The sequence below is a fragment of the Brevibacillus fortis genome, assembly GCF_046196545.1.
In the GTDB taxonomy this organism is placed as follows: Bacteria; Bacillota; Bacilli; order Brevibacillales; family Brevibacillaceae; genus Brevibacillus; species Brevibacillus fortis_A.
In genome coordinates, this window is sequence record NZ_CP176370.1 from 972,507 (window position 1) to 985,451 (window position 12,945).

Annotated in this window: 14 protein-coding genes, 1 pseudogene and 1 riboswitch; of the genes and pseudogenes, 7 read left to right on the forward strand and 8 right to left on the reverse strand. The window is 49.6% G+C overall.

The features are described from left to right. Positions 1-92: 92 nt before the first annotated feature. The 4 genes from ACKKE8_RS05120 to ACKKE8_RS05135 all read right to left on the reverse strand — a co-directional run bounded on the left by ACKKE8_RS05120 (position 93) and on the right by ACKKE8_RS05135 (position 3,628). Positions 93-1,430 (reverse strand): hemolysin family protein, encoded by a 1,338-nt coding sequence (locus tag ACKKE8_RS05120; protein ID WP_409177221.1) that lies wholly within the window; start codon positions 1,428-1,430, stop codon positions 93-95. 216 nt (positions 1,431-1,646) lie between these two features. Continuing rightward, positions 1,647-2,759 (reverse strand): site-2 protease family protein, encoded by a 1,113-nt coding sequence (locus ACKKE8_RS05125; protein ID WP_409177222.1) that lies wholly within the window; start codon positions 2,757-2,759, stop codon positions 1,647-1,649. A 73-nt stretch (positions 2,760-2,832) separates the two neighbouring features. Continuing rightward, complete coding sequence (locus tag ACKKE8_RS05130) at positions 2,833-3,129, reverse strand: iron-sulfur cluster biosynthesis family protein (protein WP_409177223.1); 297 nt, start codon at positions 3,127-3,129, stop codon at positions 2,833-2,835. A 142-nt stretch (positions 3,130-3,271) separates the two neighbouring features. Next, positions 3,272-3,628 (reverse strand): DUF3905 domain-containing protein, encoded by a 357-nt coding sequence (locus ACKKE8_RS05135; protein ID WP_409179071.1) that lies wholly within the window; start codon positions 3,626-3,628, stop codon positions 3,272-3,274. A gap of 567 nt (positions 3,629-4,195) precedes the next feature. Between ACKKE8_RS05135 and ACKKE8_RS05140 the strand changes: the two genes are divergently transcribed. Then, complete coding sequence (locus ACKKE8_RS05140) at positions 4,196-5,032, forward strand: glycosyltransferase family 2 protein (RefSeq protein ID WP_409177224.1); 837 nt, start codon at positions 4,196-4,198, stop codon at positions 5,030-5,032. Positions 5,033-5,054: 22 nt separating this feature from the next. Here ACKKE8_RS05140 and sspK read toward each other — a convergent pair whose 3' ends face one another. Then, positions 5,055-5,186, reverse strand: a complete 132-nt coding sequence (gene sspK, locus ACKKE8_RS05145; protein WP_007724732.1) for a small acid-soluble spore protein K — start codon at positions 5,184-5,186, stop codon at positions 5,055-5,057. A 97-nt stretch (positions 5,187-5,283) separates the two neighbouring features. Here sspK and ACKKE8_RS05150 point away from each other — a divergent pair, with 97 nt between their 5' ends. Genes ACKKE8_RS05150 through ACKKE8_RS05160 form a run of 3 tightly spaced genes read left to right on the forward strand, consistent with a single transcriptional unit; the run spans position 5,284 to position 5,928 of the window. Then, positions 5,284-5,556: a DUF3886 domain-containing protein gene (locus ACKKE8_RS05150; RefSeq protein WP_409177225.1), complete on the forward strand. Its 273-nt coding sequence runs from the start codon at positions 5,284-5,286 to the stop codon at positions 5,554-5,556. Further along, a complete protein-coding gene (locus tag ACKKE8_RS05155) occupies positions 5,556-5,702 on the forward strand; it encodes a hypothetical protein (RefSeq protein ID WP_007724729.1) in 147 nt (48 codons plus the stop codon). The genes ACKKE8_RS05150 and ACKKE8_RS05155 overlap by 1 nt, the downstream gene beginning before the upstream one ends. A 49-nt stretch (positions 5,703-5,751) precedes the next feature. Further along, a complete protein-coding gene (locus ACKKE8_RS05160; protein WP_409177226.1) occupies positions 5,752-5,928 on the forward strand; it encodes a hypothetical protein in 177 nt (58 codons plus the stop codon). A gap of 60 nt (positions 5,929-5,988) precedes the next feature. Here ACKKE8_RS05160 and ACKKE8_RS05165 read toward each other — a convergent pair whose 3' ends face one another. The 3 genes from ACKKE8_RS05165 to ACKKE8_RS05175 are packed head-to-tail and all read right to left on the reverse strand — an operon-like array spanning position 5,989 to position 9,196. Continuing rightward, the gene (locus ACKKE8_RS05165) at positions 5,989-7,176 is read right to left on the reverse strand and encodes an ABC transporter permease (protein ID WP_409177227.1); all 1,188 of its coding nucleotides are present in this window, start codon (positions 7,174-7,176) and stop codon (positions 5,989-5,991) included. Continuing rightward, entirely contained in the window at positions 7,173-7,892 is a 720-nt protein-coding gene (locus tag ACKKE8_RS05170) for an ABC transporter ATP-binding protein (RefSeq protein ID WP_047073491.1), read from the reverse strand. The genes ACKKE8_RS05165 and ACKKE8_RS05170 overlap by 4 nt, the downstream gene beginning before the upstream one ends. Positions 7,893-7,918: 26 nt before the next feature. Further along, positions 7,919-9,196: an efflux RND transporter periplasmic adaptor subunit gene (locus tag ACKKE8_RS05175; protein WP_409177228.1), complete on the reverse strand. Its 1,278-nt coding sequence runs from the start codon at positions 9,194-9,196 to the stop codon at positions 7,919-7,921. A 211-nt stretch (positions 9,197-9,407) separates the two neighbouring features. Here ACKKE8_RS05175 and ACKKE8_RS05180 point away from each other — a divergent pair. The 3 genes and pseudogenes from ACKKE8_RS05180 to thiO form a co-directional block, all read left to right on the forward strand. After that, positions 9,408-10,757: pseudogene (locus ACKKE8_RS05180) on the forward strand (glucose-6-phosphate isomerase); the annotation flags it as partial. Between the two features lie 15 nt (positions 10,758-10,772). After that, positions 10,773-10,997, forward strand: coding sequence for an excisionase family DNA-binding protein (locus ACKKE8_RS05185; RefSeq protein ID WP_328141112.1), 225 nt, complete (start codon positions 10,773-10,775; stop codon positions 10,995-10,997). A gap of 64 nt (positions 10,998-11,061) precedes the next feature. Further along, positions 11,062-11,178: riboswitch (TPP riboswitch) on the forward strand. 637 nt (positions 11,179-11,815) lie between these two features. Beyond that, positions 11,816-12,919, forward strand: a complete 1,104-nt coding sequence (gene thiO / locus ACKKE8_RS05190; RefSeq protein ID WP_409177229.1) for a glycine oxidase ThiO — start codon at positions 11,816-11,818, stop codon at positions 12,917-12,919. Positions 12,920-12,945 lie beyond the last annotated feature (26 nt).

The window sequence follows — 12,945 nt, forward strand, 5'->3', positions numbered from 1 at the left end:
GAGAACGACGAAACTCACCTGTGAAATAGAAAAGCCCCGCACCAGCCAAATAAGCAGGTGTGGGGCTTTGGTTTGAGCTAAACGTGTGATGATTAGGAGACGGTCAACAGTTCTTGTTGCTCCGATTCATCATTTTCCAAACGCGTAATCAGGACGCGTGTGACACGGTGATGATCCATCTGCTTGACGGTGAACAGGTAGTCTTCCCATTCTACTGTCGCACCAACAGCGATGTCTTCTTCCAGCTGGCTGTACAACCAACCGCCGATTGTGTCTACATCTTCGGATTCGAGTTCGAACGGAAGATGGTCATTCAGGTCAGCCAACACGAGCATACCGGATACGGAGAGGCCATTGTCCAGCTTCTCGATCTCTGGTCTTTCCTCGTCAAACTCGTCTTGGATATCCCCAACGATTTCTTCCAGAATATCCTCCATCGTCACGAGACCGGCTGTTCCGCCGTATTCGTCAATGACAATCGCGAGCTGCGAACGGTTTTTCTGCATCAGGCGCAATACCGTGCTGATTTCCATGGTTTCCGGTACGGTCAGTACAGGGCGGACCAACGAATCCAGCTCCACGCTTCCGTCTTGCAAGGCAGAAAGGTAGAAGTCTGTCGCGTGGACAAAACCAATGATGTTGTCCTTGTCCTCAGCTGCAACCGGAAAACGCGTATGGCGCTGCGAGCGGATAATCTCCAGGTTTTCTTCAAAGGTATTCGTCGTATATAAGCAAACCATATCAATGCGCGGGATCATCGTTTCCCGAGCAACGGTTTCGGAGAAGTCAAAAACTTGTTCCACAAGAGCCAATTCGTTCTGGTCGATATGGCCACTTTGGTGACTTTGGTTGACCAACAGGCGAATTTCTTCTTCTGTATGCGCCGCTTCATGTTCTGAGATGGCTTCGAGTCCGAAACGTCTCATGAGAGCGTTGGCGGTTCCGTTCAAGAACCAGATTGCAGGGTAAAGCAATTTATAGAAAAACATCAATGGCGCTGCAACCCACAACGAGGTCATTTCTGCTTTTTGAATGGCTAATGATTTCGGAGCCAACTCACCCAAGACAATGTGGAGGAACGTAATAATCGCAAAGGCTACACCAAAAGAAATCGCGGAGATCGCATAATCAGGCAATCCCGAAGATCCAAGCAAAGGCTCCACAATCATATGGGCAATGGCCGGTTCCCCAACCCAACCCAGTCCCAGCGAGGCGAGAGTAATCCCGACCTGGCAGGCAGATAGGTAGGCGTCTAGCTTATGCGTTACTTTTTGGGCATAGACTGCACGTCTGTTACCTTCATTCACCATCTGTGTCAGGCGCGTTTGCCGCACCTTCACGAGTGAGAACTCTGCGGCTACGAAAAAGCCGTTGAGAAAAACAAGAAATATAACAAGCAGTAGGTTGAGCACTATCGGGACGGTGTCCAAGTAAAAAGTCATCCTCTCTGGAATTTTATGAAAGTACTATTTTCTATTTTACTCTGATTGGGTGGAACGCACAAAAGCGATATACCACCGTAGGGGGCGTTTCTGCCCTTTTGGTCGGGAAGAGCGACCTTCAGATAACCGTAGCGCACGTTTTTGCGCTCGGAGAAGGCCGCAGATAGGCATCCGTTTCTGTCAAGCGACGCAAAGTGCAAGCGGTTACCTGTGCAGAATTTGTTGGGCGTAGACGAAAAACGCTGACAGTACGGCAGCTAGACCGAGATAGGCAACTAACACTTTCCACTTCGTAGAGGCAGGCGCATCGTAGTACGTAGTGAGCTGGTGCATTTGCTCATCCAATTCGGCTAACCTCTCATGCGCCGAACGTTCTCCATCACGAAGCGCATCCGAGGGGATCGGTCGGTTCGGGTCTGAATCGTAATACAGAACAGGCTCTCGTTCCCACAGTCTGAACAGTTCCCATTTTCTGTTCAAATACACTTTATCGAGGCGCTTGAAGTCACGCTGAAGGCGTTGTTTGTCCTGCAAAAACGGAACATAAAATTTCTTCAAATCTTCCTGATTGATTACATTTACCTCAGCATTCATTTGCGTGCGGATATCCCATGTCGATTCCAGCGCGGGCCATTTGGCAATGCTTTGCTGGAAGTCTGCAATCCTTTCGCGCTCGTATTGCAGGAGCTTTTGTTGATAGCTGCCACGTAGGCGATTGTACCACGTAATCAAGCCGATGATGAAAATGAACACAGTAATCGGTCCTGGGTTGGCGAACAGCATAACGCCCAGCCCGACTAACCCGATAAACCAAATTTTCGTCGACAATACCGAAACAATGCGCCCGCCATCCAGCGGGGAGATGGGCAGCATATTAAATAAATTGAGCATGGCACCCAAGTAGATAACCAACCCCCAGAAAGGGTCCTGCGTATACCAATACAGCGGGAGGGCAGGCAAGAAAGCAATCATCCCCGCCAAGGGTCCGCCGTAGGCTAAGTACGCCTCTGTTTTTGCATCACGCGGCATGTCTTTCATGGCGATGAAGGCTCCGGCAAAAGGAATAAAGACAGCGGGTGAAGTCGCGATTCCTTTTCGCTTGGCGGCAATCACATGGCCCATTTCGTGGACGAAGATCAGATAGACGAGAGCCACGGCGAATTTCCATCCGTAAAAAGCGGCATACGCCCACAAGGTAATCCCCATAGATATGATGGTGGTCCCGAATTTCGAAAACTTCAGTATGCTAAGTATCCATTTTAAATTGGCAAGTAAGAAAGCACCGATCGCCAAAAGGACTGAACGGCTTTTTTTCATCGTTTTTCCTCCCAGAAGATATAGGCAGATATTCCTTCTTACGAATCAAGCCAAGAGAAGTTTCTGTCTAGTGCTAATCCAGACGAGTGTTGGTGAAGTGAAAGCCGTACTCGCCATAGAGCGGATTGTAGCTCAGATGTCCCCCGTCGAAATACCAGAAATCAGTTGGACGGATGACAAATCGCAACCCCTCTACTTCAAACACAGCATCGTCGGTGAGAGCCTCATCTTTTTCAATCGCATAAAACATGCCACCAGTCCCCGGGCCGCTTGTTCGTACATATAATCGAAGCGTTTCTCCCGGTACAAAGCCGGCATAACGTTGATAGGCAAGGGAAAACGCTGGCTCTATCGTAAGTGTGATACTCATGGACTAGCTCCTTTCTGCTACTTGTCTTCCATTGTAACACAAGTCAGAGTAGTGTCCCGAAGCTTAAGGTGCAAGCGCAATCCAAAAACACCCGTCCGGTCAGAAATGTCTCTGCCGAACGGGCTGCATGAAAAAGCTGGCATTAGTCCTTGCCTTTGCTCACATCGAGGGTAGGGTGCATAAAACGCGCTCTATCTGGTTCTTCTTGATCCTCGAGGAGCTCACGATTTTCTATCGAGTTCCAGCCAATGTCGTTCGTCGGGTGAACCCACTGGTCCCCTGCCATGACGAAGGGATCAGTTTCTGTGCTCCAGTTGTGTAAGGGAGATTCCTTGGACTCGTACAAGCTGTCACCGATGACGACTCCGAACTCATTGACGAATGGCTTTTGAATCGTACGGGACGAGTTTTTGAAGTCAGGAGCACTGATTTGATGCGGCAGCGTCCCATCGAGGGAAATATCCTTCGTCTTGTCGCTCTTTTGCTTATCGTTATCCATCATCTGGACCGTTGCCAAAAGATTGTAAAAGTCTACACATCTTTTGTTTGCTTCCTGATTCTTTGTGTCTGTTTTTGCCGAGGCTACTCGCATTTGGTATGACACTCCACAGGCGTAAATTCGGATGCAACGAATCCTACACAGTTAGGCATGCGAGCTGTGCATTTTCCTAACTTCTATCTTCGCTTGGTTTTCGCGTAGCCACTACGGGTAAATATGGCGGGCAGCCCTACTTCACAGCGTAGACTTCGCATGTTCACGGTGTAACACCGTCCATGATTATACTGCCTAACGGATCGCCAATCTCCACGTCGGAGATAGATTAATTGTATCGGATTCAGTTGTACCAAGCAATTCCTGCAACGGATACCTCCTCTCTTATATAAGTTTTTAGTTGCACAAAAAAGTGCAGAGTCGTTGAAAGAAGATAACTATTTGCTAAAGCTATAAATTACCTCCTTTTATAGCATGCATCAGTCACTGACCCCTTATTCGGTTTCGGAGGGGAGCTCGCGCCCAGCCCAAATGAGACCCAACCGCATATGCTAAAAAAAGGGGGAAGATCTGATGCTAACGAGTGTGATCATTCCCGTCAGAGATGCAGCTCATCAGCTTCTGTATACCTTGTTTAGCCTGAACTTGCAGTTTGCCGATTTTGAACAATATGAGGTGATCGGGCTGGATAACGGCTCCACAGATGGGCTGGCAGAGAAGCTGGCTGGCTTTACCTCTCATTATTCTTTGCAAGTGGTGCGTTTTCGCAGACGTGTTTCGCTCTCCCGCCTGTTTAACACGGGAATCCAGCAGGCGAAAGGTGAACTGCTCGTGTTTGTAGCGTGTAATATGATGGTTCCCCGCGAGTTTATCGGCGTACACCAGCAGGCGCACGAGCGAGTACAGGATATGATTATGCTGGGGCTTTGTACGAGGAGGATTTACTCCGTGTACGAACCTCAGTTTAGCGCCAGTCAACATACCGAATGTCAAAAATGGCTGGAACAAAATCCACACATAAAACGACCGCATACGTTGGTCAAAACCATACCGTTACTGGAAGAAAATCAAATTGCAAACGGACAGTTCACACCAATTGGCTTGCCCTGTCCAATCTACCTGAAGCGGATGAGCATCAGGGAAAAATACGGGGCAAAGCTCGAGCGATACCGTTCACCCTGGACGATGTTTTCTACGCAGCATGTTTCCCTGCTGCGTGAGGATGCCAGGCGGGCAGGAGCTTTCCGAGTGTTGCCGCGGATCGAAATGGAGCGGGACTTTGCCAAACGATTGTTAAAAATCGGCTGTTCATTCCAATTTGACGAGAAGCTCACCTTGTTAAAGCAGGAACGTGCCATTCGAAAAGTAAACCAACAAAACCCGCCGCCCAGTAAAAACCGCCGAGCATAATGGCTGCCCGGCGGTTTTTTTGTTAGCGGTTTTCTTTTAGCCTTTCTTGTGGTTCACTATTAATGGAGCCGTCAGAGCGGACAGCCTCGGATTGGGCTTTGGGTCCTCGGATTTCAGCAGTTTTTCCAAAATCTTTTTCTTTGTTGCGAACCATGTGATGTCCTCCTCTTTGTGAAAGATGAAGATAGTATGACCCGGATGGGGCCAGAGAATGAGGACAGAATGAGGATAGGGAAAGGGTGGCAATTCCAATGGCGAAAAAACAACGAAAACCACAGCGTCAAGCAGTGACAACAACGACGACAGACGCGAAAAGCGGATTGAACAGTCTGAAGGATATGCTGAATGCAGATGCGCTCGGAGCACTCAAGCAGCTTGAAAAAGACATGAAGACAGAAGGCGAGCGCAAAGAGAAGGAAGCAGCCGAACAAAAGCGCCGGGAGCAGGAAGAACGCGAGCGCAACAAGAGCTTTGCTGAGCTTTTGAACGATTTTGAGAAAAAAGGCGGAGGCAAGTACAGCTAATGCGAGATGGACGGCAAACGGACCGACCGGATACTTCCAAAAACGGTTTGATGAAAAAGCGTCAACAAGATATCAAGGACGAGTCCATCAAGGAACGGGGCCGGATGGTCCTCGGTCGATTGGGCAAAAAGGACCCGAAGAAGTGATTTTTTCCCTCTCTTCCCCATATAGCTAAAGAGTGAGGGGAGGGAGGTCATGGGGACAATCCTGCTCCTGTTTAGCCTCTTGTGCGTGGCAGTAGGGACCTGGAAGTTAATCGGGATCTACAAGGCAGAAAAGGCTGACAGCAAGCCGCTCTGGTGGACAGTCGCGAGCGTGGGGATTGCGCTTTTTTTTATTTTGAAGCTGGTAACTGATACGTTGCCAACATAAACAAGCACCTGTAGCCAGAGAGCTTACAGGTGCTTGTTTTTTGGAAAAAACCATTTTTCCTTATTCGTAACGCAGTGCTTCGATTGGATCGAGCTTGGCTGCCTTGTTGGCCGGATAGAGGCCGAAGAAAATGCCGATGGCACTGGAGAATCCAAATGCGATAAACACGCTGTTCCAGGACATAAGCGGCGGCAACTGTGCAAAATAGGCGATGATCGAAGCAATACCAAGGCCAAACAACACCCCGATCAATCCACCGATCAAGCAGACGATGACCGATTCAATCAAAAACTGAATCAAAATATCTCGTCGGCGTGCCCCTAATGCTTTGCGAATCCCGATTTCGCGAGTACGCTCTGTCACGGATACGAGCATGATGTTCATAACGCCGACTCCGCCAACCACGAGGGAGATACCTGCGATGATACTGAAGATCAGCGTCAAGGTGCCCGTCATTTGATTAAACTGATCCATGGATTCTTGCATGCTGCGAACTCTGTAATGGTCTTCCTTTTGATGCTTGCGGCTTAAGTACTGTTTGACCTGCTGCATGGCTGGGTCGACAGAGGCTTTGTCGATCGCTTTTCCCATGATCATTTGGACGGAAGGCTCTTCCTGCAGGCTCATTTCGTAACGGATGGGAATAATCGCCCCATAGCTCGTTGCCATATCGAATTTGAACTTCTCTTCCGTGTACGTCCCGATTACGACGAGAGATTGATTCCCCCAGCGAACACGCTGACCAATCGGGCTCATTTGACCGAACAGCTTTTGAGCAAGAGGTTCCTCCAGGACGATGACAGCACGTTGTTCTTTGTCATCTACCTCGTTGAAAAGTCGCCCTTTTGCCACCTTCAATGTTGATTGCATCGAAAAATAATCAGCAGTGGAGGCAGTGAGGTTGACGCGTTCTTCTTTTTTCGGACCCTTCAAATCAATCGTACTGGAGTTGGAAGGCACGATGTATTCGATGGCTGGACTAATCCTGCCGAGTACCTCGGTATCTTCTACGGTCATATCTTCTGAGGCTATCTCTTCTTTTGTCTCCCAATTGATGAAGACGCTAAACGTGTTTTGCCCGAACTTTTCCATCTCTTCGTTGATGGCTCTCTGTCCACCTTCACCGAGTGCCGTAACGACAATGACGGAGGTAATCCCGATGATGATCCCGAGCATGGTCAAGATCGAGCGCATTTTATTCGCCCAGATACCCTCCACGGCGGTGTTAAAGCTTTCCATAAAATTCATGTGACAATCACCTCGTCAGACGGCTTGGAGAATATCCGCTCCGTAACCTTTTCATCGCGAATGATCACGCCATCCTTGAAAGTCACAATCCGCTCAGCGTGCTGGGCGATGTCTAATTCGTGGGTAACGAGAATGATCGTAACGCCCTGCGCATGCAGCTCCTGAAACATGGCCATGATTTCGACCCCGGAGCGGCTGTCCAGATTTCCCGTCGGTTCGTCTGCTAAAAGGATGGCAGGCTTATTGACCAGTGCTCTGGCAATCGCTACACGCTGTTTTTGACCACCGGATAGCTGGGTTGGTTTATGGTCCATGCGTTCAGCCAATCCCACTCGTTTGAGTGCTTCTGTTGCCCGTTTGCGCCGTTCTGAGCGGCTGACATTCGCGTACATCATCGGCAGCTCTACATTGTGCAAGGAGGTAGAGCGGGCGAGTAGATTAAACGATTGGAACACAAAGCCGATCTTTTGGTTGCGAACAACGGCGAGCTCGGTATCCTTCAGGCTGCTGACCTCAATGCCATCTAGCATATACGAGCCCGAATCTGGACGATCCAGACAGCCCAGCATGTTCATAAACGTCGATTTCCCTGATCCTGATGGCCCCATGATGGCAACGAATTCGCCTTGTTCCACTAGCAGGGAGACACCTTTTAAGATGGGCAGTACGGTATCACCCGTCTTGTATGCTTTCGTCAAGCCTTCTACATGAAGCATCGTCGGCTGACCTCCTTCTTTACGTCTTACATACCCATTGGTGCGCCGCCGCCACTCATTGGCATGACAGGAGCTCCTTCAGTCAGGGATTCGACAGGGCCTAAAATCACTTGCTCATCACCGTTAAGTCCAGACTTGACGTGAGTGAACAACTCATTTTCCATACCGGTTTCGACCTTCTGCTTTTTCGCAACACCATTAGCAGATACCCAGACAAAGGTACTGCCGTCAGCATCTTGCTGTACAGCTTCGATTGGTACCTGCAAGGCATTATCGATTTTTTCTACGGAGATGTTGATGTCCACATGGAAGCCCGGCTTCAAAGCAGATAGATCTCCCGATGGCTTGAGGGTGACTTTGACGCGTGTTTTTTCACCTTGCCCCGATTTGGTGGCAGTAGTGGTCGCGGTTGGAGAGATGCGAGCTACTTCCGCATTCAGCTTTTTCTTTCCGAGTGTCACGCCTTCAATCGTGGCAGATTGACCGATTTTGAGCTTGTTGACATCGGATTCGTTGATATCTGCTTCAATCAACAGATTGTTTAGATTGGCAAGAGTCAAGATTTCCGTTCCCTTGTTGACGTATTGACCGTTATCAGCTGCAACGCCAATGACGGTTCCATCCATAGGTGCTACGACGACACTTTGGACTCGTTCTTTATTCAGCTGTGCTTTTTCTACATTCAGCTTGTTGATTTGGGCTTGCTGAGCGGCAATGTCTTCCTTTCGTGGCCCCTTTTGCTTGAGAGCGAGCTGTTGCTTGGCGACATTCAGCGTAGATTGAGCACTATCCATTTGTGATTTCAACTTGTCCAGTTCTTGCTGGGTAGAAGCGCCAGAAGTGAATAATTGATTCATCCGATCATATTCTCGCTTGGCCGCATCGTATTCACGCTGGGCTTGGGAGACACGTTCTTGGTCCTGTGCAACTTCTTCCGGCTCGTTGCCGATTTGTGCCTTGGCGAGGTTGGCTCTGGCCAATTCCATTTGCGCTTCCAGCTCGAGGATTCGGCTATCGACATCGGATGTGTCGATTTTCGCGATCACTTGTCCCTTTTTCACCTTGTCGCCTTCTTTGACGACAAACTCACGTAAGGTTCCGGTGACGTTGGCGTACTGTTTGAGCTTGTCTTCTACGGTGACGAGCCCTGATGTCAAAACCTTGCTTTCCAAAGCTGATTTCGTTGGTGCGCCGATGTTGACAGGCATTCCCATAGCTTGTTGCGATCCCATCATGGAAAACGCAACGCCCCCGATGCCCAGGAGGACTACGACGGAACCGATGATCCACCATCGTTTTTTCATGTTCATTCTCCTTGCTTTGGTAAGAACCATATTATTTCATTGCTCGAAAGGGTTTTACGGTAGTACTGGAAAAAGGTAACATGAAATGCCAAGTGTTCACATTTTGGACATAATTAAGTGCATTTTTGATACGTTTTGTCGGAAAGTTCTTTGCCGCCAATTGCCGTGATATCATAGATAAAGATGAGATGACGTTCCTCGGAGGGGAGCTATGAACAAAACGATTCGTTTTGATTACGCCAATGCTCGAGCCTTTGTCAAACAGCATGAGTGGGAGCAGCTTTCTCCAGCGATCGAAATTGCGCATCAAATGCTTCATTCAAGGACTGGACCCGGAAAGGATTATCTTGGTTGGGTCGATTGGCCGGATCAATACGACCGGGGCGAGTATGAGCGAATCCGCCAAGCGTCAGCCCGGATTCAATCGGATTCGGATGTGCTTCTTGTGATTGGCATCGGAGGCTCGTATCTAGGGGCAAAAGCGGTACTTGACATTTTGGGCCACAGCTTCTACAATTTGCTGCCGAAGTCCAAGCGACGTTTCCCGGAGATTTATTTTGTGGGCAACAATATTAGTCCGATTTATATCTCTCATCTAATGGACGTATTAGAAGGAAAAAATGTGTCCATCAACGTCATCTCAAAATCGGGCACGACGACAGAGCCAGCTATCGCGTTTCGACTTTTTCGGGAATGGCTGGAAAAGAAATACGGACGTGAAGAGGCCAAAAAACGAATTTACATTACAACCGATAAACAGCGGGGAGCCCTGAAAAAGCTGGCGGATGACGAGGGCTATGAGTGCTTTGTCATTCCAGATGATATCGGTGGGCGATATTCAGTCCTGACCGCGGTTGGATTGTTGCCGATCGCTGTAAGCGGGGCGAACATGGATGCGCTCATGCAAGGGGCCAGGGATGCACGCGAACGCTACATGGTCATGGATTTGCGCGATAATCCTTGCTATCAGTATGCGGCGATTCGTAATGCACTCTATCGAAAAGGCAAGACAGTGGAGCTGTTGGTTAGCTATGAGCCGCAGTTTCGCTACTTTTCGGAGTGGTGGAAGCAGCTCTTCGGGGAATCGGAGGGCAAAGATGGCAAAGGAATTTTTCCGGCTTCTGCCGAGTTTTCAACGGATTTGCATTCGTTGGGCCAATACATACAGGACGGCATGAGGCATTTGTTTGAGACCGTTGTGTCTGTGACGAAGCCCGCTATTGATTTGACTGTCCAGGAGGACCCCGCTGACGTCGATGGGTTGAACTTTTTGACTGGCAAACGAATGGGGTACGTCAATAAAAAGGCTTTCGAGGGAACGGTGCTGGCCCATGTGGACGGCGGCGTACCGAATCTGCTTGTGGAAATACCGGAGGCGACAGCTTACTATCTCGGTGGTCTGATTTACTTTTTTGAAAAGGCATGCGGAATCAGCGGCTATTTGCTAGGCGTCAATCCGTTTGATCAGCCAGGGGTGGAGGCGTACAAAGCCAATATGTTTGCCTTACTGGGCAAGCCGGGTTACGAGCGGCAGAAAGCGGAACTGGAGGCTAGATTGCGCGAGAATAAAACGTATTTGACCGTCGAGGAGACAGCTGCCTATTTGGAGCTTCCCGAGACGTTTATTATGGAAAAAATCAAGCAGGGGCGCATCCGTGCTGTTCATGACGGCAATGAGTACATCATCAACAAAGAGCAATTTAATCATCATCTGGAGGAAATTCGCAAGCTTCGGGAGTTCGAGGATGCTGCACGTCATGACCCGATTCCAGAGAGCTACGATGTGAAGGATGAGGATTAACCAGCGGACGTGCTTGTCAGATGGTTGTAAACAGGACTATACTTACAAAGGAATATCATAATGAACAAGCAACTTGGGGAGTCCTTCATGCGGGGCTGAGAGGATGGAAGCAACCGACCATCGACCCATTGCACCTGATCCGGATCATGCCGGCGCAGGGATACGGTTGCCGGCAGACAGCGCTATTTGCTTATTGTTACCTATGCGTATGTAGCCCACCTTTTCCTGCTCAGGAACGGGTGGGCTTTTTGTTATGCAGGATATATCTGGCTGTAGTGGAGAGAAGAATATTTCCAGTCTAGGCTCCAGGCTCCGTCCTGCTGATGGCTGGGACTGCCCGCTCCGAAGGGATTCGCGGGGAAACGCAAAAGTGGTAGCCGCTTTCGTAGCACGGGCACGTTGCGTTTCTATTTCCCGCTTACCCCTTCTCCGCTCGGTAGGACTCCACAAGTCGCTACGTCTGGAAATATTCTTCTCTAGCGTAACTAAGGACATTCTTCATAATTTTTAAAGCTTTAAACTATCGGAAAACAAGGAAAGCTCGTAGAGGAAACAGGAGAAATAAGCGAAGATCTTAGGGACACCGACCGAGACGCAATGCAAAAAGCGAAACACGCTCTTAAGCGTCCACCTCTGAAATACATCCTGAAAGTGCCACTTTGGACGCGGTTTCGTTTTTTGCATGGAGTCGTGCAGTCAATCCCCCAGGGGGTGGCCCTAGAAGCTGAGCGTTTTCTCCTGTTTCCTCCACACCACAACAGCAACGTACAAGAAGTTTTTTAAAGACGTAATCGCAACTTAGTGAGGAGAGAAAAAAGATGAGTGATTGTCTGGTAGTGGGTGGAGGAATTATCGGATTGAGCTTGGCATATGAGCTGTCACGGCGCGGGGTGAGCGTTACCTTGGTCGAGCAGGGCGAATGGGGAGGTCAGGCGTCTTCGGCTGCGGCCGGAATGCTTGCTCCTTTGAAGGAATTCACGGCACCTGGACCGATGCTCGATTTGGGCATGGAGTCACTTGCGCTATACCCGGAATGGGCAGCGGAGCTAGAGGAATTGACTGGTGGAGACGTACAGCTAAGCCTGGAGGGGTTGCTGACCGTCGCGTTAAATGAGGAGGAAGTCCAACAGCTCAAGGACAAGTACCGTTGGCAAAAAGAAGCGGGACATGCTGTGCACTGGCTCTCGAATACAGCGCAAGTGAAAGAGGTAGAGCCACTTCTGACCGATCAAGTGCAAGCGGCCATCTATTCACCGTACGAAGGACACATCAACAATCGAATGCTTCTTCGCGCCTTGGCTACTGCTTGCCAATTGCAAGGAGTAAAGCTGTTATCTGGTTGCGTGGTGAGCGGCATTGCGGTAAAGGGCGGAAAAGTGATCGGGATCGAGACCTCAGCAGGGTCACTGCGTGCCGCACAGACAGTGATTTCCTCGGGAGCGTGGGTTGGAATGATGCTGGAGAAGCTGGGCGTTTCCGTGCCGATTCGCCCTGTACGCGGACAGATTGCGGCCGTATCGTCCGTAGGTATTCCATTGCGAACAGTGATATTTGGAACGACAGGCTACATCACTCCCAAAAAAGATGGAAAAATTGTCATTGGTGCGACTGAGGATGAAAGTGGCTTCCAGCGTGACGTTACAATGGCAGGATTAGCCAGTATCCTGCAAGGGACCATGCCGTATGTTCCTGCGCTACACTCCGCTACCTTTCTGGAGGCTTGGGGTGGACTTCGACCTGCGACACAAGATGGCAAGCCGCTCTTGGGCCCCGTTCCTGGCTGGGAAGGGCTGTCAATCGCAGGTGGACATTTTCGCAATGGTATCCTGCTTTCCCCCGTCACGGCTAAATCGATGGCGGACTTTGTGGAAAAAGGGGAGACGGAGCGCCTTTTGCCATTTTTACCTGCACGCTTTCTATAAATTGGGCTAGTCACGCCTAGATTCCG

Coding starts and splice junctions, on each gene's coding strand:
- ACKKE8_RS05125 (WP_409177222.1), bottom strand. CDS start 2,759: ATGAAAAAAAGCCGTTCAGTCCTTTTGGCGATCGGTGCTTTCTTACTT.
- ACKKE8_RS05130 (WP_409177223.1), bottom strand. CDS start 3,129: ATGAGTATCACACTTACGATAGAGCCAGCGTTTTCCCTTGCCTATCAA.
- ACKKE8_RS05135 (WP_409179071.1), bottom strand. CDS start 3,628: ATGGATAACGATAAGCAAAAGAGCGACAAGACGAAGGATATTTCCCTC.
- ACKKE8_RS05140 (WP_409177224.1), top strand. CDS start 4,196: ATGCTAACGAGTGTGATCATTCCCGTCAGAGATGCAGCTCATCAGCTT.
- sspK (WP_007724732.1), bottom strand. CDS start 5,186: ATGGTTCGCAACAAAGAAAAAGATTTTGGAAAAACTGCTGAAATCCGA.
- ACKKE8_RS05150 (WP_409177225.1), top strand. CDS start 5,284: ATGGCGAAAAAACAACGAAAACCACAGCGTCAAGCAGTGACAACAACG.
- ACKKE8_RS05155 (WP_007724729.1), top strand. CDS start 5,556: ATGCGAGATGGACGGCAAACGGACCGACCGGATACTTCCAAAAACGGT.
- ACKKE8_RS05160 (WP_409177226.1), top strand. CDS start 5,752: ATGGGGACAATCCTGCTCCTGTTTAGCCTCTTGTGCGTGGCAGTAGGG.
- ACKKE8_RS05165 (WP_409177227.1), bottom strand. CDS start 7,176: ATGAATTTTATGGAAAGCTTTAACACCGCCGTGGAGGGTATCTGGGCG.
- ACKKE8_RS05170 (WP_047073491.1), bottom strand. CDS start 7,892: ATGCTTCATGTAGAAGGCTTGACGAAAGCATACAAGACGGGTGATACC.
- ACKKE8_RS05175 (WP_409177228.1), bottom strand. CDS start 9,196: ATGAAAAAACGATGGTGGATCATCGGTTCCGTCGTAGTCCTCCTGGGC.
- thiO (WP_409177229.1), top strand. CDS start 11,816: ATGAGTGATTGTCTGGTAGTGGGTGGAGGAATTATCGGATTGAGCTTG.